Annotated in this window: 22 protein-coding genes; 4 read left to right on the top strand and 18 right to left on the bottom strand. The window is 37.4% G+C overall.

Annotation, left to right across the window (positions count from 1 at the left end):
- Positions 1–270 precede the first annotated feature (270 nt).
- The gene (gene queG / locus OK18_RS13520; RefSeq protein WP_050021563.1) at positions 271–1,215 is read right to left on the bottom strand and encodes a tRNA epoxyqueuosine(34) reductase QueG; all 945 of its coding nucleotides are present in this window, start codon (positions 1,213–1,215) and stop codon (positions 271–273) included.
- Between the two features lie 153 nt (positions 1,216–1,368).
- Here queG and OK18_RS13515 point away from each other — a divergent pair, with 153 nt between their 5' ends.
- Positions 1,369–1,668: a rhodanese-like domain-containing protein gene (locus OK18_RS13515; RefSeq protein ID WP_050021564.1), complete on the top strand. Its 300-nt coding sequence runs from the start codon at positions 1,369–1,371 to the stop codon at positions 1,666–1,668.
- A 24-nt stretch (positions 1,669–1,692) separates the two neighbouring features.
- Complete coding sequence (locus OK18_RS13510; protein WP_053328318.1) at positions 1,693–2,313, top strand: HD domain-containing protein; 621 nt, start codon at positions 1,693–1,695, stop codon at positions 2,311–2,313.
- A gap of 107 nt (positions 2,314–2,420) precedes the next feature.
- Here the strand turns inward: OK18_RS13510 and OK18_RS13505 are convergent, their stop codons facing one another.
- The 11 genes from OK18_RS13505 to OK18_RS13455 all read right to left on the bottom strand — a co-directional run bounded on the left by OK18_RS13505 (position 2,421) and on the right by OK18_RS13455 (position 12,914).
- Positions 2,421–3,191 carry an alpha/beta fold hydrolase gene (locus OK18_RS13505; protein ID WP_053328317.1) on the bottom strand — a complete coding sequence of 257 codons (771 nt, stop codon included), beginning with the start codon at positions 3,189–3,191 and terminating at the stop codon, positions 2,421–2,423.
- Positions 3,192–3,203: 12 nt separating this feature from the next.
- Positions 3,204–4,193 (bottom strand): NAD(P)H-dependent flavin oxidoreductase, encoded by a 990-nt coding sequence (locus OK18_RS13500; protein WP_228377614.1) that lies wholly within the window; start codon positions 4,191–4,193, stop codon positions 3,204–3,206.
- 192 nt (positions 4,194–4,385) lie between these two features.
- Positions 4,386–5,753 carry a peptidylprolyl isomerase gene (locus OK18_RS13495; RefSeq protein WP_053328316.1) on the bottom strand — a complete coding sequence of 456 codons (1,368 nt, stop codon included), beginning with the start codon at positions 5,751–5,753 and terminating at the stop codon, positions 4,386–4,388.
- An 86-nt stretch (positions 5,754–5,839) separates the two neighbouring features.
- Entirely contained in the window at positions 5,840–6,763 is a 924-nt protein-coding gene (locus tag OK18_RS13490) for a PfkB family carbohydrate kinase (RefSeq protein WP_050021567.1), read from the bottom strand.
- 27 nt (positions 6,764–6,790) lie between these two features.
- On the bottom strand, positions 6,791–7,348 hold the full coding sequence (gene gldD, locus OK18_RS13485; RefSeq protein WP_053328315.1) for a gliding motility lipoprotein GldD: 558 nt from the start codon (positions 7,346–7,348) through the stop codon (positions 6,791–6,793).
- A gap of 44 nt (positions 7,349–7,392) precedes the next feature.
- On the bottom strand, positions 7,393–8,472 hold the full coding sequence (gene mutY, locus OK18_RS13480) for an A/G-specific adenine glycosylase (RefSeq protein WP_082129193.1): 1,080 nt from the start codon (positions 8,470–8,472) through the stop codon (positions 7,393–7,395).
- 100 nt (positions 8,473–8,572) lie between these two features.
- Complete coding sequence (locus OK18_RS13475) at positions 8,573–9,226, bottom strand: hypothetical protein (RefSeq protein ID WP_053328314.1); 654 nt, start codon at positions 9,224–9,226, stop codon at positions 8,573–8,575.
- Positions 9,223–10,431, bottom strand: coding sequence for a peptidoglycan recognition protein family protein (locus OK18_RS13470; RefSeq protein ID WP_053328313.1), 1,209 nt, complete (start codon positions 10,429–10,431; stop codon positions 9,223–9,225). The genes OK18_RS13475 and OK18_RS13470 overlap by 4 nt, the downstream gene beginning before the upstream one ends.
- 115 nt (positions 10,432–10,546) lie before the next feature.
- Positions 10,547–11,008: a hypothetical protein gene (locus OK18_RS13465; RefSeq protein WP_228377613.1), complete on the bottom strand. Its 462-nt coding sequence runs from the start codon at positions 11,006–11,008 to the stop codon at positions 10,547–10,549.
- 77 nt (positions 11,009–11,085) lie between these two features.
- Positions 11,086–12,447 carry a DUF5458 family protein gene (locus OK18_RS13460; protein WP_050021571.1) on the bottom strand — a complete coding sequence of 454 codons (1,362 nt, stop codon included), beginning with the start codon at positions 12,445–12,447 and terminating at the stop codon, positions 11,086–11,088.
- 17 nt (positions 12,448–12,464) lie between these two features.
- Positions 12,465–12,914, bottom strand: coding sequence for a type VI secretion system contractile sheath small subunit (locus tag OK18_RS13455; RefSeq protein WP_228377612.1), 450 nt, complete (start codon positions 12,912–12,914; stop codon positions 12,465–12,467).
- Between the two features lie 344 nt (positions 12,915–13,258).
- Between OK18_RS13455 and OK18_RS13450 the strand changes: the two genes are divergently transcribed.
- Positions 13,259–14,305, top strand: a complete 1,047-nt coding sequence (locus OK18_RS13450; protein WP_053328311.1) for a hypothetical protein — start codon at positions 13,259–13,261, stop codon at positions 14,303–14,305.
- 63 nt (positions 14,306–14,368) lie between these two features.
- On the opposite strand, the gene OK18_RS13445 is transcribed toward OK18_RS13450, so the two are convergent.
- From OK18_RS13445 to OK18_RS13430, 4 genes are all read right to left on the bottom strand, one after another.
- A complete protein-coding gene (locus OK18_RS13445; protein ID WP_053328310.1) occupies positions 14,369–16,465 on the bottom strand; it encodes a M13 family metallopeptidase in 2,097 nt (698 codons plus the stop codon).
- A gap of 240 nt (positions 16,466–16,705) precedes the next feature.
- Complete coding sequence (locus tag OK18_RS13440; protein WP_050021574.1) at positions 16,706–18,763, bottom strand: M13 family metallopeptidase; 2,058 nt, start codon at positions 18,761–18,763, stop codon at positions 16,706–16,708.
- A gap of 258 nt (positions 18,764–19,021) precedes the next feature.
- A complete protein-coding gene (locus tag OK18_RS13435) occupies positions 19,022–22,426 on the bottom strand; it encodes a glycosyltransferase (protein WP_053328309.1) in 3,405 nt (1,134 codons plus the stop codon).
- Positions 22,427–22,518: 92 nt separating this feature from the next.
- On the bottom strand, positions 22,519–23,769 hold the full coding sequence (locus OK18_RS13430) for a CinA family nicotinamide mononucleotide deamidase-related protein (protein ID WP_050021575.1): 1,251 nt from the start codon (positions 23,767–23,769) through the stop codon (positions 22,519–22,521).
- A 102-nt stretch (positions 23,770–23,871) separates the two neighbouring features.
- Here OK18_RS13430 and OK18_RS13425 point away from each other — a divergent pair, with 102 nt between their 5' ends.
- Positions 23,872–24,345, top strand: a complete 474-nt coding sequence (locus OK18_RS13425) for a DUF7832 domain-containing protein (protein ID WP_050021576.1) — start codon at positions 23,872–23,874, stop codon at positions 24,343–24,345.
- A gap of 71 nt (positions 24,346–24,416) precedes the next feature.
- On the opposite strand, the gene OK18_RS13420 is transcribed toward OK18_RS13425, so the two are convergent.
- A complete protein-coding gene (locus OK18_RS13420) occupies positions 24,417–24,959 on the bottom strand; it encodes a lipocalin family protein (protein ID WP_053329372.1) in 543 nt (180 codons plus the stop codon).
- A gap of 71 nt (positions 24,960–25,030) precedes the next feature.
- A complete protein-coding gene (locus OK18_RS13415) occupies positions 25,031–25,765 on the bottom strand; it encodes a LytR/AlgR family response regulator transcription factor (protein WP_053328308.1) in 735 nt (244 codons plus the stop codon).
- Positions 25,766–25,813: the final 48 nt, after the last annotated feature.

The raw sequence follows: 25,813 nt of genomic DNA, 5'->3' as shown, positions 1-25,813 counted from the left end.
TTCACAAATATGCGTAAAAACACCAAGTCACAGAAAAGATTTAAAATAAGAGTAAAAACGGCTCCAAAAAGAATACAAAAAAGACGTTGATTTTCGGTGAGATTTAATCTCCTGAAAGTCAATTTTTCTTTTTAGGGAAAGGCTTTTAAGAACTTATTGAAAAAAATCTTCACCCTCCTTAGAGTAGAAATCTTAAGGAATGGGCTGATTATCTGCTTTTGTTCGGAACTTCACTAATTCCGGAAAAGGAATTGTCACCAAAAATCTCAACTAAGATTTGATTGAGGATTGCTCTAAAAATTCAATATTTCTTTTCAATCCTGCAAACTTAGTCCTTTTTACAGGTGATTTTCTGAAGATTTCTGAAAAAATTTCCTGGGTAAGCTCTTTCCATTCTCCTTTTTTAAAGTTTTTCAAAGCTTCATTAGGCTTAAACCTGCTTTGCTGATGAGGGGCGGAAAATCTGTTCCAGGGGCATACATCCTGGCAGATATCACATCCAAACATCCAGTCTTCCATTTTATCTTTAAAATAACCGGGAATGTCGTTTTTCAATTCTATAGTTGCATAGGAAATACAGCGGCTTCCATCGATAATTTTTTCAGAAACAATAGCATCTGTGGGGCAGGCATCAATACATTTCCGGCAGGTTCCGCAGTGATCTGTTGTTTCATGATCAGGAATAAGCTCCAGATCACAGATAATTTCTGCCAGGAAATAAAAGGATCCGTTTTGTTTGGTAATCAGATTGGCATTTTTCCCTACCCAGCCTATTCCTGATTTCCTTGCCCAGCTTCTTTCTAAAACAGGAGCCGAGTCTACAAAAACCCTGAATCCGAATTCGCCGATCTCATCCTGAAGTTCTGCCACCATTTCACGAAGAATTTCTTTGATCACTTCATGATAATCCTCTGCATAAGCATATTTTGAGATTTTATAATTTTCAAGAACGGGCAGCTTTTCTTCGGGGAAATAATTATAAGACAGTGAAATTACAGATTTGGAGCCTTCCACCAGCAGCCTGGGATCTAATCTTTTGTCAAAATGGTTTTCCATATACTTCATTTCTCCGTTGAAGTTATTTTTAAGCCATTGCTCAAGACGCGGTGCATCTTCTTCCAAAAAGTCTGCTTTAGAAATACCACAGTTCTGAAACCCAAAACTTTTTGCTTTGGATTTAATCAGTAAAGAATATTTTTCAGCGGTTGGATTCATAATTTCACAGTGCAAAACTAAGATTATTTTATAAATCTGCAGCTTTTAAAATAATCCTATATTGGGATATACTCTGTTCTAAAGTAAATTCATAGAAAATTTCAAAAAAAAATTACGTACTTTCGTCTTAATTTAATTTTTAAATAAACAACTATGTCTTTAATAGAAGTAATACAATCCGGAAATTATGAATTGATCGACGTTCGCGAGCCTATGGAGCTTGAAATGGACGGAAGCATAGAGGGAGCAAAGAATATTCCTCTGGGTGAGGTAGAAGATAGAAAAGATGAGATTCTATCAATTGAGAAACCAGTGATTTTATTCTGCAGAAGTGGAAACAGAAGCGGAAAAGCATTGGAGTATTTAAACGCTCAGGGATTGAAAGACGGTTATAACGGTGGAGGCTGGGCCGAGCTGAAAGCTGTTTTGGAAGCGAATAAGGGAACTTTTTAAAAGTTCCTTTTTTTATCTTTTGCCATGGTAAATTTAAAAAATCAGTTTGAACAACTTTGCTTTCCTTTTACTAAAGATCAGGATCTGATCAGCAGATTATGGAAGGAAATTGAAACAAAGTACACTGAAAAAAACAGATATTACCATAACCTTCTGCATCTTGAAAATATGTTCCGGGAACTTGAAACCGTAAAAAATGATATTTCGGATTACCTTACCGTTTCTTTCTCTGTATTCTATCATGATATTATTTATAACGCCACTTCTCAGTCCAACGAAGAGAACAGTGCTATAACTGCAGAATCAAGACTCCGGGAACTTGGAGTGAATGAATCTGAAATAAAAATTATTTCAACACAAATTATAGCAACCAAGCAGCATTTGCTGTCTGAAAATCATGATCTCAATTATTTGCTGGATGCCGATCTTTCAATTCTTGGAAAAGACTTTGGAATCTACCTGGATTATACCCGAAAGATCCGTAAAGAATATTCTATTTATCCCGACCTGCTTTACAAGCGCGGACGAAAAAAGGTTCTCAAACATTTTCTTGAACTTGAGAGCATCTTTAAAACAGCCTATTTTAAAGAAAAATACGAAGCGCAGGCCAAAGAAAATATAGCTACGGAACTTAAGTTGTTATAATTAAAGCAGTTTCTCTTTCCAGGACTAAATATTAAGATCCGAACACGGACGTGAACCATCCTTACTGAAAGACGTCAAAAATAATATCATTTTAGCTAATTACTACATCAGGAATTTTTACTGATAAAATCCGCAGCTTTTTCCAAGACCTGTTCAGGTGCTTCTTTATGAGGGGTATGGCCAATTCCGGGAATGATATATTTTTCAGCACTTCCGCTTACCTGGGAAATGGTTTTTTCTACCTGGTCCAATGTACCATATTCATCGGCTTCTCCCTGAATAAATAGCAATGGACAGGTGATATTTTTCAAAAGATATTCAATATTCCAGTTTCTGTAATCGTCCCGGGTCCAGGTTTCTGTCCAGGCTTTAAAGAGGGTTTCCACTTTATCTCCGTGGTATTTTTGTAAACGTTCCGGAAGATTGGTAGTTTTATAAGCTTCCCAGGCAGCATACACTCCTTTTAAGGTCACTTCTTCCACAAAGATATGCCCGGCTTCACAAATGATCGCCTCTACCTTTTCCGGGTATTTTGCAGCGGTAATTAAAGCAATAGTTCCGCCGTCACTGTGCCCGAAAAGGATTGCGTTATCAATATCTAGCCTGATGAGGAGGTCATTCAAAAGATCTGCTTCCAGTTCCATATAATTAACCGGTCTTTCGTGGGTGGGCATAGGATAAGATCTTCCATAACCTAAACGATCATACACAAGGACGTTACAATTTGTTGCATCAGACAATTCAGCCGGAAAATCCCTCCACAGTTGGACAGATCCCAAAGAATCGTGTAAGAAAACAATTGTTGGTCTGTTTTCGAATGAATAGTTGTGTTCTGTATATAGTTTCTTACCCTTTACTTCTATTATTCTTCCTCCCATTGATTCAAAATTCTAAAAGGCAGGCATTTTTGTTTCTTCAAATTCTTTCAGCAGACGGTTAAAAACTGTTTCCACCGGAAGAATATCATCGATTAAAGCAGAAACCTGGCCTATTTCCAGTTCTCCTTCTTCCATATCTCCTTCAAACATTCCCCGTTTAGCTCTGGCTCTGCCCAATGAAGCAATTAAGGCATCTTTATCTCTTCCGCTCTGATAGATTTCTTCCAATTCGTTGAAAAATTTATTTTTGACCATTCTTACCGGTGCCAGTTCTTTGAGTGTAAGATGGGTATCTCCTTCCTGTAATTGTGTAATTTTCTTTTTCCAGTTCTCATGGGCACTGGCTTCTGTAGTTGCCGCAAAACGGGAACCAATCTGCACTCCATCTGCTCCCAATATCATGGCAGCTTTCATTTGTGAGCCTAAAGCAATGCCTCCGGCAGCAATAAGAGGTTTGGTGGTATGTTTTTTAACATTAGGAATCAGGCAGAAAGTTGTAGTCTCATCTCTACCGTTATGTCCTCCGGCTTCAAACCCCTCGGCAACAATAGCGTCTACTCCTGCCTCTTCGCATTTGATGGCAAATTTGGTAGAAGAAACCACATGGGCTACTTTTATTCCTTCTTTTTGCAAAGATTCCGTATAGGTTTTGGGATTACCTGCCGATGTAAATACAATTTTAACTCCTTCTTCCAAAATAATCTGAATGATCTCTTCAATATTGGGATACAGCATAGGGACATTTACCCCGAAAGGCTTATCTGTTGCCTGTTTACACTTTTGAATATTTTCTCTTAAGATATCCGGATACATACTTCCTGCTCCTATTAATCCCAATCCGCCACAATTAGAAACGGCTGAGGCCAGCCTCCATCCGGAATGCCAGATCATACCGGCCTGAATAACAGGATATTTTATTTCAAAAAGCTGTGTAATTCTGTTTTGGCTTGTCTGCATATCATGAAGTTTTTTCGCAGAGTTGAAATCTATAAAATTGCTCATGTGTAAAAATACTAAAAACAACGATTGGGAAGAAAAAATAATGAAAATTTCAGTCAGAAATGAGAAACAGAAATCTGAATAAAAGCCTCATTGTGGGAGTTGATGAAATAGGCTTGCAGAATCATTTAACAGTATGAATAAGCTTGGTTTCACACACAAAAAAACCTTCAGGAGTTCTGAAGGCTTATCTGTTTATTTTTTGATTGATTCTTTTTTCCAGTTGGACTTAAATTTACAGTTATCATACCGTCCGTCTATGGAAATAAAGGTTGTCGGCAATTTGGAGTTGACGAATTTTTCAACCATTTCATTTTTCTTTTTATTCAGCGCCATTTGTTTAATTCTGCTGAAATCTGTTTCCAGAGTAATCTGATGGGAAGGGATTACATCATCCATTCTGATGATTTTTACCACTTTTCTTCTGTTATCTTCATCTTCAAAAGCTGTGGTGATATCTCCTTTGTTTAACCCTGCCAGCTCATAGCTGATCGTTCCCGGAATACTTTCTCTTTCAATTTTATCAGAGCCGTCTCCTCCAGGAATTACCCCTGCGTTGAATTTGGTTCTTTTATCATCTGAGAATTTGAAAGCGGCATCTTTAAATGTCATTTTACCGTTTAAAACCAGACCTCTGATGCTATCTAATTTTGCTTTTGCTGTTTTAATCTCATCTTCCGTTGGAGTAGCTTTCAGCAAGATATGTCTTGCATCATATACTTTCCCGGACTTTTTCACCAGCTGAATAATATGGTACCCGAAATCCGATTCTACAGGATCAGAGATTTCATTTTCCTGAAGGTTTAATGCTGCAGCCTCAAACGGCTTTACCATCTGCCCTTTGTTGATGTTTTTATACAGACCTCCATTGGAAGCTGATCCCTCATCTTCAGAATAGATTCTTGCCTGGCTTTCGAAACTTTCTCCTCCCAGAATATCCTGCTTGATCTTTTTCAATCTGTTGATTAAATCTTGCTTGTGAGCTTCGGTCAACTTAGGATACATCATGATCTGCGCTAAGGTTACCTCATCTTTTACCTGCGGCAACTGCATTTTATACATATTATAAAAGTCTGTAACTTCATTCGGAGTTACATCTGCTTTATCCGTTACCCTCTGGTATTTTGCCTGTCCGTAATACTGGTCTGTATCGATCTTTTCGATCGCATTCTTCATTTCATAAGCATTTCTGAACTTATAAGCGGCAAGCATTGTTTTTTCATCCGGAAATTGAGAAAGCAACTGACGGTATTTTGCATTAGCCTGTTCTTTGATTGCAGCAGAACGGTTTTCAATTAACGTATCTTTTTTTGCTTCATATACAAGAAGTTTATTGCTGATCAGGTTTTCCAGGAATTCACATTTGTCTGTATCGGAAGCTCCCTGCTGTTTTGCATAATTCATCTGTTCATTCACATCAGATTCCAAAACAATTTCATCCCCAATAACAGCAGCAATACCATCCACTAAATCTCCTTGTTTAAGCTGGGCGTTCATCATATGGGAAGAGAATACCATCATGAAGATCCCAAGAAGAAAAGTGATTTTTAGTTTATTTGTCATTTTACTATTTTAACAAGTTGCAAATTTAGAATTCTTAACGAATTTCACTCAATTTTTTATTATAAATATTTCTTAAAAAGACTTATTTACTGCAGTTCAACATCAAATGTTGTCAATTCTTTGAATTGTCTCAATCTGCTGAACATATCTGATTCATTTACTTCCTGGATTCTTTCTGTTCCGAATTTTTCTACGGTAAATGAAGCCATTGCAGACCCTACGATCAAAGCAGATTTCATAGTATCGAAATCTATTTTCCCTTTTTTGGCAAGATAAGCGGCAAACCCACCGGCAAAGGTATCTCCTGCTCCTGTAGGATCAAAAACATCTTCTAACGGAAGTGCAGGGATCGCAAATACTTTGTTATCATGGAAAAGTAAAGCTCCGTGCTCTCCTTTTTTAATGATCACATACTCAGGACCCATTGTATGGATTTTTTTAGCTGCTTTTACTAAGGAATATTCTCCTGAAAGCTGTCTTGCTTCTTCATCATTAATGGTAATCACATCGGTTTTGGCAATCATATCCATCAATATATCCCATGCAGAATCCATCCAGAAATTCATTGTATCAAGGATAACCAGTTTAGGACGGTTATTCATTTTTTCAAGTACGGACAACTGAACACCCGGGTGTAGGTTTCCAAGTAATAAGATTTCAGCGTCCTGCATTGAATCCGGAATCTTAGGGTCAAAATTTTCCAGCACATTTACTTCTGTGGCTAATGTATCTCTGGTGTTCAGGTCATTATGGTATTTACCAGACCAGAAGAATGTTTTTCCTTCTTTTACGATTTCAATTCCTTCAATATTTACCTCTCTGTCTGTGAACATATCAAGATGTTCCTGTGGGAAATCTCCTCCTACTACAGAAACGATACCAGATTTAACGCCTAGAATAGATGAAGTAATTCCAATATAAGTGGCAGCTCCACCTAAAATTTTATCCGTCTTACCAAATGGCGTTTCGATTGCATCAAATGCAACACTTCCTACAACTAAAAGTTTCATATATTTTTCAATGTATATTAAAAGTAATTATTTTTTCCATTCAAAAGAATCCAGCAGGTGTTTCATATCGTTTTTGATATAGTTCACTGCAGGAGCTAAAGAATCCGGTTTAGGCCTGGAATTAAAGTATAAGTAAGCAGTTACAAAATGTTTTGTACTGTCTGTAATGTAAAACTGAAGGTTGGAAGCACTCTGTCCTTTAAGTTCATAGAAGTTTCCATACACTTTCTTTTCCGGATATTCAAAAGATTTAGTGTCTATAGCACTGGCTTTAATGGTGTGCTCATATACCATTTTCTCTGCTTCCTTAATATGTTCTGCAAAGTCATTCTGTATCGGATAATACGTAACGAAAACCTTGGCTTTCATTTCAGGATAATTCAGATAGAACCAGCAAGGTTTTTTGGCCGGGCTTATTGAAGCAAAATCTGAATATTCAAAAGTATAGGCACAATTGTTTTCAAACTTCTGGTATTTCGGAACCGGATATTCCAAACGCAGTTCACCGTAAGGTTTCGGAACCGGATCTTTTCCACATGAGATTAAAAGCAGTGATACAAAAATAAAAATGACTTTTTTTATCATTTTGCAAAAGTACAAATTAGATTTCAGATTTCAGAAGACAAATTTCAGTCTTTCAGAGAGTTTTGAATGTAATTTTCCAAAGGCTTTGGAAATGATTTTTCATGAGAGGCTTCAAAGTTGGTAATCAGGTATTGATTTTCAGTGATAAAATCATTCCAGATCTTTTCCGAGGTAACTTCAACATTAAATATTTCAATGCTTAAGTTCTTATGGGTAAGCTTATGACTGATTATTTTTGAGCCGGTAATAAAAGTTTTCATTGTCTCAGGGAGGAAAGACGGGAATTCAAATAATTTTTTCCAGATAAAGTCATCTTTTCTCTGGCGGATCAGAAATTCCCCGTTTCTATGAACAAAATAATACGTCAAAGACAGGTCTTCTGCCTTTACTTTCTTCGTTTTTACCGGATAGGCTGAAATTTTCTGCAATGAAAAAGCCAGACAATCTTCATGGACCGGACATTCTCCACAAAGAGGGTTTTTGGGTTTACAGATTTCAGAGCCGAGATCCATCATCGCCTGGTTGAAATCCCCCACATTATCGGGCATCACTAAAGTTGCCAGTTCTGAAAAATAAGCAAAAGCCTTTGCGTTGGAAATATCAAAATCATCAGCAAACAGGCGACTTAGAACGCGGTAAAAGTTTCCGTCAACTGCAGGAATCTTTCCGCCAAAACAAATACTCGAAATCGCTGCAGCCGTATATTTGCCTACGCCTTTTAATTTCAAAATTTCTTCATATTCTGCAGGAAAAATTCCCTGATAATCATTCATAATCTGCCGGGCAGCTTTATGAATATTAATTGCCCTGGAATAATAGCCCAATCCTTTCCAATGTAACAAAACTTCATTTTCCTCAGCTTCAGCTAAGGTTTTTACATCCGGAAACCTTTTAATAAAGTTGTTGTAATGATTAAGGCCCTGGTTAATCCTTGTCTGCTGAAATACAATTTCACAGATCCAGATTTTATATGGGTCTTTAGTCTGTCTGAAAGGTAAATCCCTGGCATTATTCCTATACCATTCCAAAAGCCTGTTTCCTATATGAAGAAAGCTTGTGACTGTTTTATTTTTTTCCAAAAAGCTTAGTCTGTTTAATTCATTGAAGAGTTTATTTCTCTTCATCCATGTACATTATTCAATGCTGCAAAGATAAGCTTATTCTTTTTCTTTTGCCCCTTAGACACAATCTGTTTATAAACAAACAGGATTTCAATAATATTTATTATACACTACAATCCACAGAAGCAAAGTCTATAATCGTCAAATACCATTTCCCATTTATATAAGTCATATAAAAAATAAAAGTTCCGGCTTTACTGTTTACCGTCACTCTTCTGCTTTTAAATTCTATTTTTTTAAACTCTGCTCTATCTTTCTCTAATTCGCTTTTCTTCTTCTGATCAGGCTTTTCACCAATAATATCCTGAAAATGCTTAATAAAGAGACTAACAGACTCTGAAAGTGTATGGAATTTATTTTCAGAAGCGATGAAAATCCCCTGCTTCGTAATCTTGTCACATTCAAAATAAGACTGTTCCGAAAATTCTACTTTATTTAAATTCAAATTTCCTGTTTTATATTCTTCCAGAAATAACTGATAAGGATTCCCCACTGATTCTGCCATTCCTTTTTCCAAACATTTTTTATCAAGACATATCTTTTGGACTTTAGACCAGCTATTATTAGGCCCCAGAGTGGTAATAAGTATAAGACCTGTGTTTTTATTTATTAACCGGTTAAACTTTTCCGAATCTTTTTGATTGTAAGTTTCCACCACTTTTTTTACAAACTGTTCTATTACTTTATTTTGCCCGTGTAAAGAACCACAACCAGAAAAAAGAATGGATGTAAGAAATATCAATAACAGATTTTTCATAAGCATTCGTTTAATAGTGGAAAAATAGCATCTTTAACAACCTGTCCTTCCCCAGCAGTTTTTGACTGTATTTCTTCATGGGTAAAAATATTTTCTTTTTTTAAATTATACTTTTTCATCAGAGTAGCAACAATACATTTCACAGATTTTATCTGTGCTTCTGTCAATTTATCCCAATAAATATCTTCAACAGCCCATTTCCCATCAATTTTCCTTTCTCCTTTGAAGGGCTTTGTTAGTTTAATTGAAGCCGGATCTTTTATTTTTGTATCATACACTGTATATAAGTCCTTCCCTACTTTATAGTAAGCCATTCCCACCACTTCTATTCCGATAGAATTTTCAGTTTGGATTTCTAAACGACTGGTTCTTGCAGTCTGATTCATAATGTGATTGGAATACTGATCCAGTTTGATCGGTTGGAATATCTCACCATCCACACCATATGTTCCTTCAACATAAAAATGAGTTCCTTTTGAATGTGCAATAGCTCCTGAAATTGAAGATCCAATAGTTCGATGCAGAACAATTGCAATAACTTTCCGGATACCAATATTTCCTTTTACTTTACTGCCTGTTTTTGTATAAACAACATTGGGGCCTTTTAATAATTCTTTGTCTATTGAGTAAATATTACACTCACAATATTTCAATTCAAACCATTTTCCGTTTTCATCAAGCCAGTAATTGGTTTTGGAAGATTTCCGGGAATCGTTTTCATGATCTTTCGCATTTCGTCCGGTATAAGTAATATTTACTCCTGGATTATGTTTATCAGCATCCACCAATAAACAGGTATATATTTTTTTATCTTTGGTCTTATTGATTTTATTTCCCCAGTTTTCAATGTCTTTTTTATCTGAAGAAGGCTGGAGTTTAACTTTGTAGATGGCCTTTCCCTGTTTATCCACAATTGCAGTGAGTAAGCCTTGTGTATCTTTATCATCCTGAAGTAAATCTACTACAGAAAAGTTTTTACCGTCCAGGATCCCATCACGGTCCAACAGATTCACTTCTATTTTTTTACCGGTTAAGCCTATTGTTTCAACAATAATATACACTGTATCGCCTACAGAAGCCGAATTGATCTGGACATATTTATTGTCTTCAAATTTAGCAACATAAGCATTCAGGACCATAGCATTGCCCATATTCATCGGCTTTCTTTTGATCTCAGACCACGTTTCAAAACTAACTCCTACCATATCTTTGTGTTTTTTAAGTCAGATCCAAAAGAATAATCTTCCGGATACTCATACTTTCACTTATAACGAGAAGCTTGTTTTTTTCATATATATTTTGAAATGAATCCGTTAAAAATTATTCTTTCTTCACAGAATATACGGGTGCTGCCCTCAGCCATTGGTACTTAAGGTTTTGCTTGTCTTTTACAATAAAGCGGTATCCTTCAAGCTTTTTCAGATAAACATACATAGAATCTCCCTTCTTCAGTTTCAATCTTTGGTTAGATAAAAACTGAAGCGGATATTCCACTACTGAATCTCTGACGGTCTTCAAAACTTTTCCGGAACTTATTTTATAAATAAAAAACGGTTTTCCCCGACCTTTTGAACTGTCTGCCAGTTTCACTCCGGAACTTGCTATCACCAGCTCACTACCATCAAAACACTCATCTTCATTCATGATATAAGCTTTTCCTGCCTGATGCTCATCAGCAAAAAGATCATTTTTATAATGACCGGGACTTTGATATTTCTTTTCACAGCTGGACAAAAACACCATTAATAATGCAGGGAGAACAATGGTAAGTTTTTTTTTCATATTAATATTCATAAGTATTGGTAGAAAAAAACCGATGTAAAATTGCATCGGTTTTTTATATTTTAAATATGTTTTTTTTATTCCTGTGCGTATTCTGCATCCCATTCGTTACCATCATCTCCTTTGTGTCCGTCTAATTTAATAACGAAGCTTTTTGTAGGGAAATAAGGCGTCATACGAATGTCAAGCCATACTCTGTCTTTGTTTACTCTATCCTGCTCAAAACGAACAATTTTAAACTTTTCAATAAGTTTATCCGGTCCTTTGATATTATCCAGGAAGGTTACGATCTGTCTTCTAAGATCATCTTCATTTTTAGCATTCCAGTTTTCGAAGGCTCTTCTGTTCAGGAAGTCTAATAAAACTTTGGTTACGTAATCGAATACACGAACTACTGAATACGTCTGAAGACCAATATTGTCTCCTGTAAATAATGTTTTCGCAGAGAAAGCCATAATTTTTCCGTATTCATTTACCATTGGAACGAGACCCATTTTTTCTAACTGCGAAATTTCACTTTTCTTCAATTCGAATTTTACAGCGTCTACTTCGTTGATGTTACCATGTTTTTTACCGGCCGCTACCTGAGACATTAATGTCTTATGGATTTTACCGGCTAATGAGGTGGAAGGTGGAAGTTCTACATTTTCCTCTTCGCCTACTTCTTCAGCTTTTCCTCTTCCTACCAGCCAGTTACATGTCATAATCACATTACTTCTGTGAAGCTCGCCTCCTGTAAGGTTTGCTGAGTGGAATAAGTCTACTACGTCATCCGGTTTATCAAGGTTAGCAAAGTCTGTAACCATCATTACTTTATTCTCGTTACAGATTTTGGCCCATTTCTCAATCACTTTATTGGATCCTAAATATCCTGGTATGGCAAGGATTGAATAGTTATCCCTAAGGTCCAGACGGTCATAGTAATTTTTGAATTCTTCAGCGATGGCATCAATGAACAAAGGGTTATCCAGATCCGAAACCTGCTCAAGGCTTGCATTCACAATGCTTACGTTATCCACTTTGTCCAGTTCTGTATTTTTATAGAATTGGGCTACTGTTCTATAGTTGGTTTCCAGCAAACGTACAGCATCCAGTGTATTCTTCAGGTTTTTCTTTAGATTCTGATCTGCCTGTTGAGCTTTGCTTTTACATGTTTCTGCCATTTTATCTGCAGATTCATTCCCTTCCAAAAGACTTACCCAAAGGTTGATTTTTTGAAGAAGTTCTTTTCTTTCGTCTGCTTTATTGCTATCGTTAAGGAAGATTTCTTTTCTTGCCTTTCTTGTAGGGTTCATATTGGCGATTCCGTCTACAACGGATTCAACAAAGCCAAAGCCTCCCATTTTATTGAGTTCCGCAAGCGGGTTACCTTTCGGTTGCCCTGAATGTTGCTGCTGTCCCTGCTGCTGACTTTCTTGCGCCTGTAATTTACTATCCATGATTTAATGTAAAGTCTTTAATTATTTTCAAGTTCTTGTGCCACTTCTTTCAATACTTCTATGAACGCCGCTCTTGTCTGATCGTTCTCCAGCATATTGCGTAGAATTTTATTTGTTTTCAGCTGACGTACAATTTTGTTGTACTGCTCCTGCTCCATACTCAGTTGCTGCAGATAATCTGATTTCTGAGTAAGGCTTTTGGGAGTAAAGTCTCCAAGATTTTGAAAACGGAATTCCTCTTCCACCACACTTCCGTCTTCTGTTTCATGCTGTACCGACACTGAAGGCTGAAAATGTTTGAAAACGTCTTCCACTGTTTTTAATCCTGTTACAATTTCAGGGGTATAAGATTCTTCTGTTGTAAGCTGGCTTACTATCAGTGATTTATTTTCCTGTATTTCCTGAATAGCTTCATTAGCGTCTACTTTTACCTCGTTTCCGCCAACTCCATAATTAAACATTGCCATATTATTATTATTTTGAGATTTCTTATTCTGGTTTGGATCTGTTTCTGAGTAATTTACCGATGGGTCAAATAAATTACCAATCCAACGTTTAAATTTAAAAAAAAACTGTAACATACAAAATTTTGTCAAGATTTTTCTTGATTTATTTAAATTTATCTACAATTATTCAACATAAAACCAAAGCCTTACGATGTCACTAAGCTATGAAAAATAAAATAATTTAAGAAAAAATAAAACTTTCGTTTGATTTATTCTATATAAAAAGTATCACATGAATGTTAAAATAAGAATTCCTCAAATCTTACAAAAAATATTCTTTATATTTAAAGAAAGTGAATTGTGTGATGAAAGATGTAAAAATAGCGTTTAGAAAACCCATATTTCCAATTTCGGAGGAATTACAGCAATATCTGGAAAAATATAACAGAACGACCAAGATCCAATTTTTGTACGAAGACCTTCTCAGATTTAGTGACAGCGTGAATATTCTCGATAAAGACGGCAAAGATACTTTGTGGCTTGGCGTGATGTACCCTGAACATGAGTTTAAAGAAATAGAGGCTAGTTTAAATAAGATTTATACGCTCCTACATTCTGACGGAGATACCGCTACTCTACCCTATCTGAAAGTGGATACAATTGACTTTTGTACTTTTGGAAATTCTAAGCCATTTCGGGTTCGGGTGAGAAATATCCTGAATGATAACTATACCAATTTTTATATTAAACAGGCGGATGCTTCCCGCATCTACGGACTGGAACTTGAGGACCTGCTTTCTCCCAACAGAATTAACTTCCTGATTTATAAAAACACCTTAATAGAAGAGCATATTTTAGGAATCCCCGGAGATATTTTTATTCAGAAACATATGCTCAACTGTACGGAACTGGAAAAAGCACAGATTTCCAAGGAGTTTGTGAAATTCAATGAGCGCTGCCTTATAGGGCTCCTTGGTGACATGCGATCTTATAATTACGTTGTTATTCCTATACATGACTTCGACCAGGTTATTTACAGAATCCGTCCTATTGATTTTGATCAGCAAACGTATGAAGGGAATCTGAAGGTCTATCTTCCCCAATATTTCAAGGAAAACAACCCAATGGTCAATATGGTACTTGAAAAACTGAAGCCCAGTTCTATAGAGCAATACCGTAAGGAAGTACGTTCTCAAATCGTAAAAAGAGTGACCAGCAGCAAAAACCGATTCGATGAACTCATTTCTATTATGAAAAAAGACAATATCGCGCCGGAAACGAATGTCGTAGAACTTAAGACGACTTTACAGAAATTCACCTACGATATCAATTTCAAGTATTGTAAAACGATGGGAGACATTATAGAAACCGGAATAAAGTTTGTCCTCCGGAATTATAAAAAAGAATATTAAAAAAGAATCCATCTCAACTTAACGCGAGACGGATTCTTTCTTTTCTAACAATTTTTGGTAAGGCTACCAAATTTTTATTCTGTCCTGAGGAGCTTTATACATTTTATCTCCCGGTTTGATGTCAAATGCTTTGATAAATGCATCCTGATTCACCAACGGGCCGAATGCCCTGAATACTCCCGGGGAATGTGGGTCTGTTTTTACCTGATTGGTCATATACTGATCGGTGGCTTTTGTTCTCCAGACGGTTGCCCAGCTCATGAAGAATCTCTGGTCCTGGGTAAATCCGCTGATTTTCCCCGGGTTGCCTTTATCTTTCAGGTACATCTGAAGGGCATCATAAGCTACAGCCACGCCTCCCAGGTCTCCGATATTCTCTCCACTTGTAAACTTACCATTTACAAAGCTTCCCTTTACAGGCTCATAAGCACTATATTGTGCCGCTAACTGCCCTACTTTTGCATCAAAGTTTTTACGATCGGCATCCGTCCACCAGTTATTCAGGTTTCCATCTCCATCGAAACGGGAGCCACTGTCATCAAAACCATGGGAAATTTCATGTCCGATTACCGCTCCAATCCCCCCAAAATTCACAGCAGCATCTGCTTTAGGATTATAAAAAGGAGGCTGAAGGATTGCAGCCGGGAATACAATTTCATTATTTGATCCGCTATAGTATGCATTTACCGTTTGTGGTGTCATTCCCCATTCTGTTTTATCAACCGGCTTTCCTACCTTATCCAGGCTTCTCTGATATTGCCAGGCTGATACATTCTGAAGATTGGAATATAAGGTAGCCCCTTGTTTTGGTGCCTCCACCTGTAGTTTGGAATAATCTTTCCATTTATCCGGATAAGCAATTTTCACTGTAAACTTAGACAGTTTCTCCTGTGCTTTTACTTTCGTTTCAGGAGACATCCAATCTATATTGGCAATATGTGTTTTGAATGATTTTAATAAATAGTCAATATAGGTTTCCATCTGCTGTTTGGCTTCAGGAGTAAAATATTTCTCTACATATAATTTTCCGAAAGCCTCTCCCAAAACACCGTTTACAAGGGAAAGCCCTCTTTTGTTCATAGGACGCTGCTCTTTCTGTCCCTGCAGGTATTTTGAATAGAAATCAAACCTGATCTGTTCCAATCCATCATCAAGATTACTCGCATTTCCATTAATAACATGATATTTTAAATAATCTTTTAATAAAGGAAGGTTTTTCTGGGTAAGGAACTGATCCATATTCTGATAATACTTCAATTCTCCGATAATTACCCTGTCCGTATTTACTCCTGCGTCTTTCAGGTATTGGGCAAGATTAATATTTTTGACCAATCCAGACAGTTCTGAAACATTTTTAGGGTTATATCTCAGATTAGCATCCCTGTTCTGCTCAAGGGTCAGCAGATAGTTAGCCAGTTGTTTTTCAAAATCCACTACATTTTGGGCCGCCTGTGTTGAGTTTTTATATCCTAAAACACCAAATAGTTTTCCAACATATGACTGGTATTCTGCCAACGTTTTTGTATTGGCTTCATTGACTTTCTGATAGTAGTCTCTTCCCAAACCAAGATCAGGGCCTCCAAGATATACTGCATTCATTTTAGAGTTTTTCATATCTGCCCCTACTCTCCAGCCATAAAAAGAGTTGTCTCCTAATTTTGTAGCTTCCAAAAGGTATTTCTGAAGATCATTAAGGCTTTTAATAGCATCAATCTTTGCCAAATCTCCTTTGATGGGTGCTAAGCCCTCTGCATTTCTCTTATTGGTATCCATAAAAGAAGCATACAGGTTTTGAATTTTCTGACCTTCAGATCCTGCAGGATAAGATTCCGTTAAAATTTTATTTAATATATCCAGAGAAGCATCATCTACATTTTCTCTCAATGCATTGAAAGATCCCCAGCTTGCCTTGTCGGAAGGAATCTGGGTAGTTTTCACCCAATTTCCGTTTACATAGCTAAAAAAGTCATCCTGCGGACGGACATTGGTATCCATGTAGGACAGGTTGATCCCCTCGTCTTTTATTTCTTCTTTCACCGGCTTTTCAACAGCTGCTGCAGCTTCTGCTTTTACATCTGCGCCTGCAGTTTTTGCCGTACCACACGAATTCAGAAATACAATACCCGAAAGGGCAAGTATCCCAATATTTAGCTTTTTCATTAAAGATAATTTTTGATTTAACACAAACGTATCAAATATACAAACTTTAATGATAAGTGATGAAGGATAATTGGAAAATGATGGAAAGTATTCAGTAATGGTGTTCCGGAATACGGAAGACAGGGACAGGTTCAGGACAATATTTTTCTTGTAACCGATAAAATAATATTGGATTTTCAGGTTTTGGGTAGACCATCCCCGAAAACAAAAAACCGCCCATTGCTGAGCGGTTTATATATTTTACCAGATTTTGATTCTGTCTTCCGGAGCTTTGTAAAGTTTATCTCCTTTTTTCACATCAAATGCTTTATAGAAAGCATCAACATTGATTAACGGTCCAAAGCTTCTGAAATATCCAGGAGAATGTGGGTCTGTTTTCACCTGGTTAATCATATATTTTTCACTGGATAACGTTCTCCAAACGGTTGCCCAGCTTAAGAAGAATCTCTGATCCTGGGTAAATCCGCTGATCTTACCCGGGTTTCCTTTATCTTTCAGGTACATCTGAAGGGCATCGTAAGCAATATTCACTCCACCTAAATCGGCGATGTTTTCACCGTTTGTGAATGTTCCGTTTACGAAAGTTCCTTTTACCGGCTCATATTTGTCGTATTGAGAGGCTAAAGCTTTTGTTGCTTTTTCAAAATTCGCCTTATCCTCCGGAGTCCACCAGTCTACCAGGTTACCATCAGCATCAAACTGAGCTCCTGAATCATCAAATCCATGGCTCATTTCGTGACCGATAACAGCCCCGATACCACCGAAGTTTACGGCTGCATCAGCCTTAGGATTGAAAAATGGCGGCTGAAGAATGGCTGCAGGGAATACAATCTCGTTATTTACCGGATTGTAATAAGCATTTACCGTTTGTGGAGTCATTCCCCATTCTGTTTTATCAACCGGTTTTCCGATTTTAGCCAGGTCTTTATTATACTGCCACTCTGAAACATTCTGAAGATTCTGGTATAGTGTGCCTCCTTTTGCTTCAGAAATAATGTTCAGCTTAGAATAGTCTTTCCATTTATCCGGATAGGCTACTTTTACGGTGAATTTATTCAATTTCTGCATCGCCTTTTCCTTCGTTGTAGCAGACATCCAGGCTAAGTTATTGATATGAACGGCAAAACTTTTCTTCAGGTAATCAATCAGTTCCACCATTTGAGCTTTAGCTTCTGCCGGGAAATATTTCTCTACATATAATTTTCCGAAAGCTTCACCCAGGTTTCTGTTGATCAATTCAAAGCCTCTCTTATTCAGGGCTCTTTGTTCCTGCTGGCCTCTTAAGTATTTTCCATAAAAAGCAAATTTCATGTCTCCCAGTTTCTCACTCAGGTAAGAAGCACTTCCGTTGATCATGTGGAATTTAAGATAATCCTTAATTACAGGAAGGTTCTGAGCACTTACTAATTTATCAAAGTTTTTATAATAGCCAAGTTCTCCAATGATTACCCTATCTGTATTCACACCCACTTTTTTAAGGTATCCCGGAATATCAACTCCTTTTACCAGCGTTGACAATTCTGCCATTGTCTGAGGGTTGTACTGAAGGGTGTTGTCACGGCTCTGCTCGTTTGTCAGATAAGTTTGTGCAATGCTTTTTTCGTAATTAACGATACCTTTTGCTGCTTCATCAGCATTTTTGTATCCCAGTTCTTTTAACATGGAAGCTACATATTTCTGATATTCTGCAATTGCTTCCGTATTTTTTTCGTTTACTTTCTGGTAATAATCTCTTCCTAATCCTAAAGAGGCATTTCCTAAATAAACAGCGTTCATTTTAGAATCTTTAAGGTCTGCATCAATTCCCCATCCGTAAAAAACATTTTCTCCTTCCTTCGTTACAGAAGCCAGGTAGTTTTGAAGATCAGCAAGGTTTTTGATGGCGTCAATTTTATTCAGATTTTCCTGGATAGGCTTAATTCCGTCAGCATTTCTTTTCTCCACATTCATGAAGGTTGCATATAAATCCTGGATCTTCTTGCCTTCGCTTCCGTCAGCGAATTTATCTTTCAAAAGGGAGTTCAGGATCGTCATTGAATTGTTATCCGTATCCTCCGCCAGTTTATTAAAGCTTCCCCAGGTCGGCTTATCAGATGGAATTTTGGCTGTTTTCATCCAGGTTCCACTCACATAATTATAAAAGTCATCCTGTGGACGTACTGAAGTATCCATCAAGCTAAGGTCTAAGCCTTTATCTGTGTTGTTCACTGCTACTTTAGCAGCTTTAGCCTGTGCACTCATGGTATTCTGAGAGCAGATCCCTGCTATTAAAAACAAAGAAAGCGTTATTTTTTTCATTATGATAACAATTTATACAATATGTATGATTTATTTACTATTTGTTACTTTTATGAAAACAAATTTAAACAAATAACGTCAGAGTATCATAAGAATTTAAGCGGGTCCGAAGCCGGAGAATGAGGCTGGAAGTAACTTTTAGCTGACCATTACCAAGAGTAAAGGTAAAAAAGGTTGTGGCAGTCATTTTTATGACATTCATGACTTCCACCTTCCATCTCCCATCACCCATCTTTTAATTTTCTCAACTAACTCTGATTACATATTAGAAGCTGCTATCTCTTTTACATTACCTGTCCTTTTCAGGAATCCCCAGGACTGCATTTCGCCTTTCAATGCTTTTCTTAAACTTTTAAACAATACAATATACATCAGCCATCTGTACCCGAATCTCTGTGGAACAACATATATCAGATTAACCCATTTCTCCCGCTGCATAATAAATGCAACCAGTGCCAAAGAAGCATCTACCAGAAGAAAAATCAGATAATAGGTAAATATTTTACTTCCATTTCCGGATAAGATTCCAAAAAACATGATAAGATCTGCCAATGGAGAAAAAAACGGAATAATGTATTGAAATAATAAGATATTAGGCATTGCCCAAAGGCCCAATCCTTTATGTTTCGGACTCAGGAAAGTCTGTTTTTGCTTCCAGAACATCTGCATAATTCCATAGGTCCACCGGAAGCGCTGTTTTAAGAACTGTTTTACAGTTTCCGGAGCTTCTGTTACTGCTACGGCCCGGTTTTCATTGGCAACAGTATATCCTGCTTTTAAGATTTTCACAGTAATATCACAATCTTCAGCCAGTGTATCTGAAGAATATCCGCCCGCTTCCATAATCACTGATCTTCTGAATGCACCGATAGCACCCGGAATTACTGTTATGGCATTGATATGAGCGTAAGCCAGCCTGTCAAAATTCTGACTGGTCGTATACTCTATAGCCTGCCATTTTGTAAGCCAGTTTACTGTGTTTCCTACTTTTACATTTCCTGCTACCGCTGCAATTTTTTCTTCAGGGCGGGCATTTAAAAATCGGGCAATCAGATATTTTACGGCATCCTGCTGCAATTTGGTATCAGCATCTATACACACCACATATTCTGCATCAGTTTGGGAAATTCCAAAATTTAAAGCCGTTGCTTTTCCACCATTGGTTTTGGTAAAAATCTCCAGCTTAGGATGATTGGGAAATGCTTCTTTGGCTTTATCATATGTGGTGTCAGTACTTCCGTCATCTACCATGATGATATTAAAATTCGGGTAAGTCTGTTTTAACAGGTTGTTCAGGGATGATACAATATTGACTTCTTCGTTATAGGCAGGAACAATGATGGAAACTTTCGGGTATGATTTCAGAACGGGAAAACCTTCATGTTTCCTTTCATTCTTTTTTTCCTTAAAAGCCCAGTAGGCCATCAACAATAATCTTATCAACCCCAATATAATAAAGATGGTAAACAGCGCAACGAGAAAACGGCTAACCCCATAAATAATGGTCGCCAAAACCAGATTAAGCTGCATCACATAGTAGGATCTTGTTTTAGGTACTTCCGGCATCAGTTCATTTTTTGTCTTATGCAGGATACTGGTAAGATTGGTAAAGTGATATCCTTGTTTCTGAAGCATTGGAATTAAAGTTTTCAGGGCTTTCACGGTTTCCTCCCTGGTTTCTCCTCCGGCATCATGAAGCAGGATAATATTTCCTCTCTGCTGTTTAATTCCGGCCATTATCCGTTTTACAATTTTATCAGATGTAATTCCGGGCTGCCAGTCTTCCGGGTCAATATTTTCTCCGATATCCAGATAATTTTGCTTTCTTGCCAGTGCTACCGGAATAATCTCTTCGGAAGTGGTGGGTTCTGAGTCGGCATTATAAGGAGCCCGGAAAAGAATGGTGCTGTGTCCTGTTACACATTCTATCAGGAGTCTGGTCAGTTTTAATTCCAGCAAAGCTCTTTCCGGGCTTACTTTAGCTACATTCTCATGGGTAAAGGTATGGTTTCCTATTTCATGACCTTCACGATAGATTCTTTTAACTAACGGAAGGTTTTTCTCAGCATTTAACCCTACTAAAAAGAAGGCTGCCGGAACATGATATTTAGACAGTACATCCAGAATCTGCGGGGTATAGATTTCATCCGGTCCGTCATCAAATGTCAGTACCAGCTCTTTTTGAGGAGCTCCTCCATATTTTTTCACTTCATAGGAGCTGGGATAGGTAATATAATTTTCATCTGTAATGATCTTTTCTTTAGAATCAATTTCCAGTGCTATTTTTCCGTCATGAGGAGTATTCAGTACATCCAGCACTTCACCGTCACCGATGTAATCCACCATGGTTTGTCCTTTGACATTTTCCAATGTTTGGAGATTGAGTTTTGAAAGTCCGGTAAACGTAAGGGCTTTGTCATAAAAATTCCAGATCCTGCTGTCTTCACTTCCCAATCTCCACAAGGCTGTTCCCGCCAGCGGGTATTCTGATGAAAATCGCATCGTATTGAAAATAGAAGCAGCATCGTTAAAAAATACGGTATGGGTATTATTTTTAGAATCCGTGTACGAATAATTCAGATTAAAGGTATTATCATCAAAATTGATTATTGCTTTACTGGCGCTTGCTTTTGTAATAGCCTGCATATAAGTCACGGAAGCATTGTCATCTTTATTGGAGCTCCAATCGTATCCATACGCCCCCAATCCCAGGATAATTTTCTGTGGTGAGGTTTGCTTTACAATTTTCCCGGTTTGCTCTTCTATCCATTTTTGGGAAGAAACCGGACCGGCATCACTTCCTGCCGAATATTCATCATAGGCCATCAGAACAAAGTAATCTACATAAGGATCCAGTTTTCGGATATTATAGTCATCATTATCCGTCATGATATCCATAGTCACCAGCATATTGTTCTGTCTGAATGTTTCTGAAAGCTCTTTCATAAAGGCAATCAGGTTTTCGTCAGAATCCAGATTCATATCCTCAAAGTCAATATTAATACCTTTGAAATGATATTTTTGGCACTGCCGGGTAATTTTCTGAATAAGATTCATTCTCTTCTGCGGATCTGTAAGTACTTTTCTTAATCCTTCGGAACGGAATTCCCTATCAAAATTATTACTCAAAATAGGCATGGTTGCCACTCCTGTTCTCCGGATCACTTTATATCCTTCCGGATCAACATTCGTTTTCAGATTTCCTGTTTTGGGATCCAAAAAGAACCATTCGGGAAAAACAAGATTAACATGTCTGACATTCCGTTTTAACGACATTAAAGATTGGGGATCCCACGCTACGTAGAAGGCAGAACGGATCCCTCCCGGAAATTGTGCCCAGTTTCTGTTTTGATTTTTAAATCTTTCGACCCTTGCCTTTTCAATCTTGGCCAGGCTGGTATGCATCGTTTTTTCAGAAATAAAGCTTCTGAATCCTTTATATTCTCTCGAAATTTTATTTTCCTGAAGATAAGGTTTATTGGCAGTGATTATAGCTTTGTAATCTTCTTTAAAAGGAATTTCAGGACTTTTGTCCAGAGCCATCATCAGCCCTAAAGCGAGAAAAAGCAGTAATCCGGTAAAAATAAAGATACGGCTTCCCCATTGTACGCTCTTCCAGCGTTTTTTGCTGTTGGTCTGAAAGATCTGTTTGGAATTTTCCACTTTTATGAACTTTTTGATGAATTATTTTCAAAAAGCGTGAAAAACCCTATAAAAATTAATTAAAAAAAAATTAAAAATATCCTTTCCTGGTATTACCCGCTGATCAAAAGCCCTACGAGATCCTGAATCACTTTCTGGGAAACAAAATCCATAAAATCAACTCTCTCCAGGTGGGGAAGATACAATTTGGAAGTTACTTCTTTTTCATTGACCCTTATCGTATAGAAAACCGTTCCTACTTCTTTACCGTCCTCACCTTTTCCGGGGCCTGCCACTCCCGTAGTGGATAAAGAAATGTGGGAATCAAATAGTTCCTGACAGCCTTTCGCCATTTCCTGTGCTACCTGTTCGCTCACGACAGTAAACTGATCTACCGTTTCCTGGGAAACATTTAAAATTTTCACCTTTTTCTCTGTAGCATAAGCTACTACCCCTCCCAGAAAATGTTTTGAACTTCCCGGGACCGAAGTTATCATTTTGGCCAGTTCACCACCGGTACAGCTTTCTGCCGTAGCAATTGTCATTTGTTTTTCGGTAAGCATTTCAGCCAGAATCTGTTCTATCTTATCTTCTGAAGTTGCAATAACATGGCCTTTTACCAAAGGCAATAGCTTCTGGATTTCGTCTTCTGTCTGCTGTTTCAAAATTGTTTCATTATCTCCGGAAGCTGTAAGTCTCAGCTTCACACGGGTTCCGACCGGAAGATAGGATAATGCCAGGTTCCCGGGAAGAGCAAGTTCCCAGTCTTCAATGATATCTGCGAGAATACTTTCAGGAATTCCTACAACAGAAACAATCCGTGTATGAATATAATGAAGGCTGAACCTCCCTTGCAAATAAGGAATAATCTGATCTTTGATTAAAGGTTTTACTTCATAGGGAACTCCCGGAAGGCTAAAAGACAGCTTTCCGTTCTGCTCCATCATCATGCAGGGTGCTGTCCCGTAATGGTTTTGAAAGACCACGGACTTTGCTGGAACAAATGCCTGTTCCCTGTTTCTCTCCAGAATATCAGCGCGTCCCCTTCTTTCCATATAACCTTTCAAATGATTAAAAGTGACCTCATCCAAAGCAATTTCGTCATCGAAAAACTCTGCCAGCGCTTTTTTCGTTTTGTCATCTCTTGTAGGCCCCAGTCCTCCGGTTGTAATGACCAGGTCTCCTGTTTCAAAAGCAATCTTTAACGTATTTTTAATGGTTTCGATTTCATCTGAAATTGTGAAAATCTGAATAACTTTTATTCCTATATTTTTGAGCTCGGCAGCAATAAAATTAGAGTTGGTATCTATCGTATTTCCGGAAAGGATTTCATCACCGATGGTGATCAGAACAGCTTTTTCCATATTCTATCTTCGAAAAAAATCTTTTTACAAATGACGGAAAATTCTTGGTGACGGGCAATATAAATTGATTTTTTCTATTTTTGACGAAAATTGTTTATAAGTATGTCTAAATATGATGATGCCTCATGGCATTACGGGGGTGATTTCCCCGAAGGACTTCCTGAGAAAAACGGTGCCACCCATACAGGAATGTTCCTAAACTGGTGTATTCATAATGATCTGATTTCTGATCAGCTGAAAGAAGATAGTGCGGAGGAAATTGAAAAATTAAAACGAAGGGAAATTACCGGGGCAGAATTCGTGATGGATTCTTGTGACGGAAAGTTTTCCGAGTATGACCTGAATGATCTGGGGAACAGTTTTGCAAAAGATTATTATGCTGATGACACAGATTTTGGGAATAGATTCAGTTCATTTGCAGACGACTATGTCAATCTTTTTGATACCAAAGCGGAAGAAAATGATTATGAATATGAAACGTTTTATCATATCGAAGACACTTACGAAAATTATGATCTGATGAAGCAGGTTATTGATTATCGGTTTGAGGAGTGGAAGGAATATGTTGGAAGCTAAAGCAAATATCAAAAAGGTTAATGGGTAAAGCTTGCAATACGCTGATTAACCTTTTTGAGATTTCTATCTGTTTACTGATTATGCTTCACCCAGATGAGTTCATCCGTGTTATATCCTATTTTCCTTGCTTTTTCCAGAAACCTTTGTCTGATACTTTCGGGAAGGACTGTTGTACGGGAGAGAATCCAGAGATATTTTAAACTGCTTCCCACTACCAGCGCATACTGATATTCGTCATCGATATCTATCACATTATATCCTGCCCAAAAGGGTTTGAAAAACGAAACTTTTAAACGGGCTTCCGTAGGGTCTTTTACAAATTTTGCTTCTCCTATGGAAGTATTCCAGACTTTTTTTACATAGTCATAGCCTTTATTTTTTACCTGGACCGTTCCATTGGAATTTTCAGAATATTCGGCTGTGACATTATCCATATTTTTCTCAAAACGGTAATCAAAGCGGGCAATTTCGTACCATTTTCCAAGGTATTTTTTGATATCAAAGTTCTTTACAGCTACCGCTCCTCTGGGAATTCCTACAGAATATGAACTAAAGATGACGAGCCCCAGCGCCCCCAGTGAGACGGGAACTATAATTTTATGAAAAGTTTTCATAACAGAAATATTTGTATGGTTATCCTGAAACGTCAAAAATAATGCCTTTAACCTGTTAAGAAACAATAAATTCAAGAGAATACTTTCAAAAAGTTATCTTTAAAACTGCCGGAAACTTCAATCTCCGTATCATCAGACAACATGACAGTTCCGCTTTTATGGTAAGATTTCACAAAAGTTGTATTGATAATATGGGAACGATGGACCCTCACAAAAGGGTTTTCCAGTAAATCATCAAAATGTTTCAAAAAGCGGCATACCATCTTCTTTGAGCCGTCGGTAAGGTAAACCTGAGTAAAGTTTCCATCTGCCTGAAGCCTGACAATATCTTCTGTTTTCACTACATCAAATCCCTGCAAAGTAGGCAGGATAAGCTGTTGCTTTTCAGGTTTTAATTTCAGGTTTTCAAGCAGTATTTTATTGCGGTTAAGTTCTTCTTTTTTCTCAAGGCTTTCCATTACTTTATTAACAGCCAGAATAAGTTCCTGGATATCGATAGGTTTCAAAATATAGTAACTGGCAGATTTATTTAAAGCCTGTAGTGAATATTGTGAAAATGCAGTAATAAATATCGTTTCATAGGAGAAATCCCTGGTGGCTTCCAGCACATCAAAAGCATTCCCGAATGGCATTTCTACATCGAGGAAAACCAATTGTGGCTGTTGTTCCGCAATCAGGGGTACAGCTTCTTTGATATTTTCTGCTTCTCCCAGGATCTCCACCTGTGGACAATACTTTGTAAGGTAGCTTCTTAAGACTTCCCTGGCGATGACTTCATCGTCTACAATTACAGCTTTTATTTTCATTGAATAATAGGTTGCAGATGCAAATTAGGAATATTTACCCAACCATGC

The organism is Chryseobacterium gallinarum (assembly GCF_001021975.1).
In the GTDB taxonomy this organism is placed as follows: Bacteria; Bacteroidota; Bacteroidia; order Flavobacteriales; family Weeksellaceae; genus Chryseobacterium; species Chryseobacterium gallinarum.
Note: the sequence above shows the minus strand (reverse complement) of the source record. Positions and strands in the feature narration are given on the sequence as shown.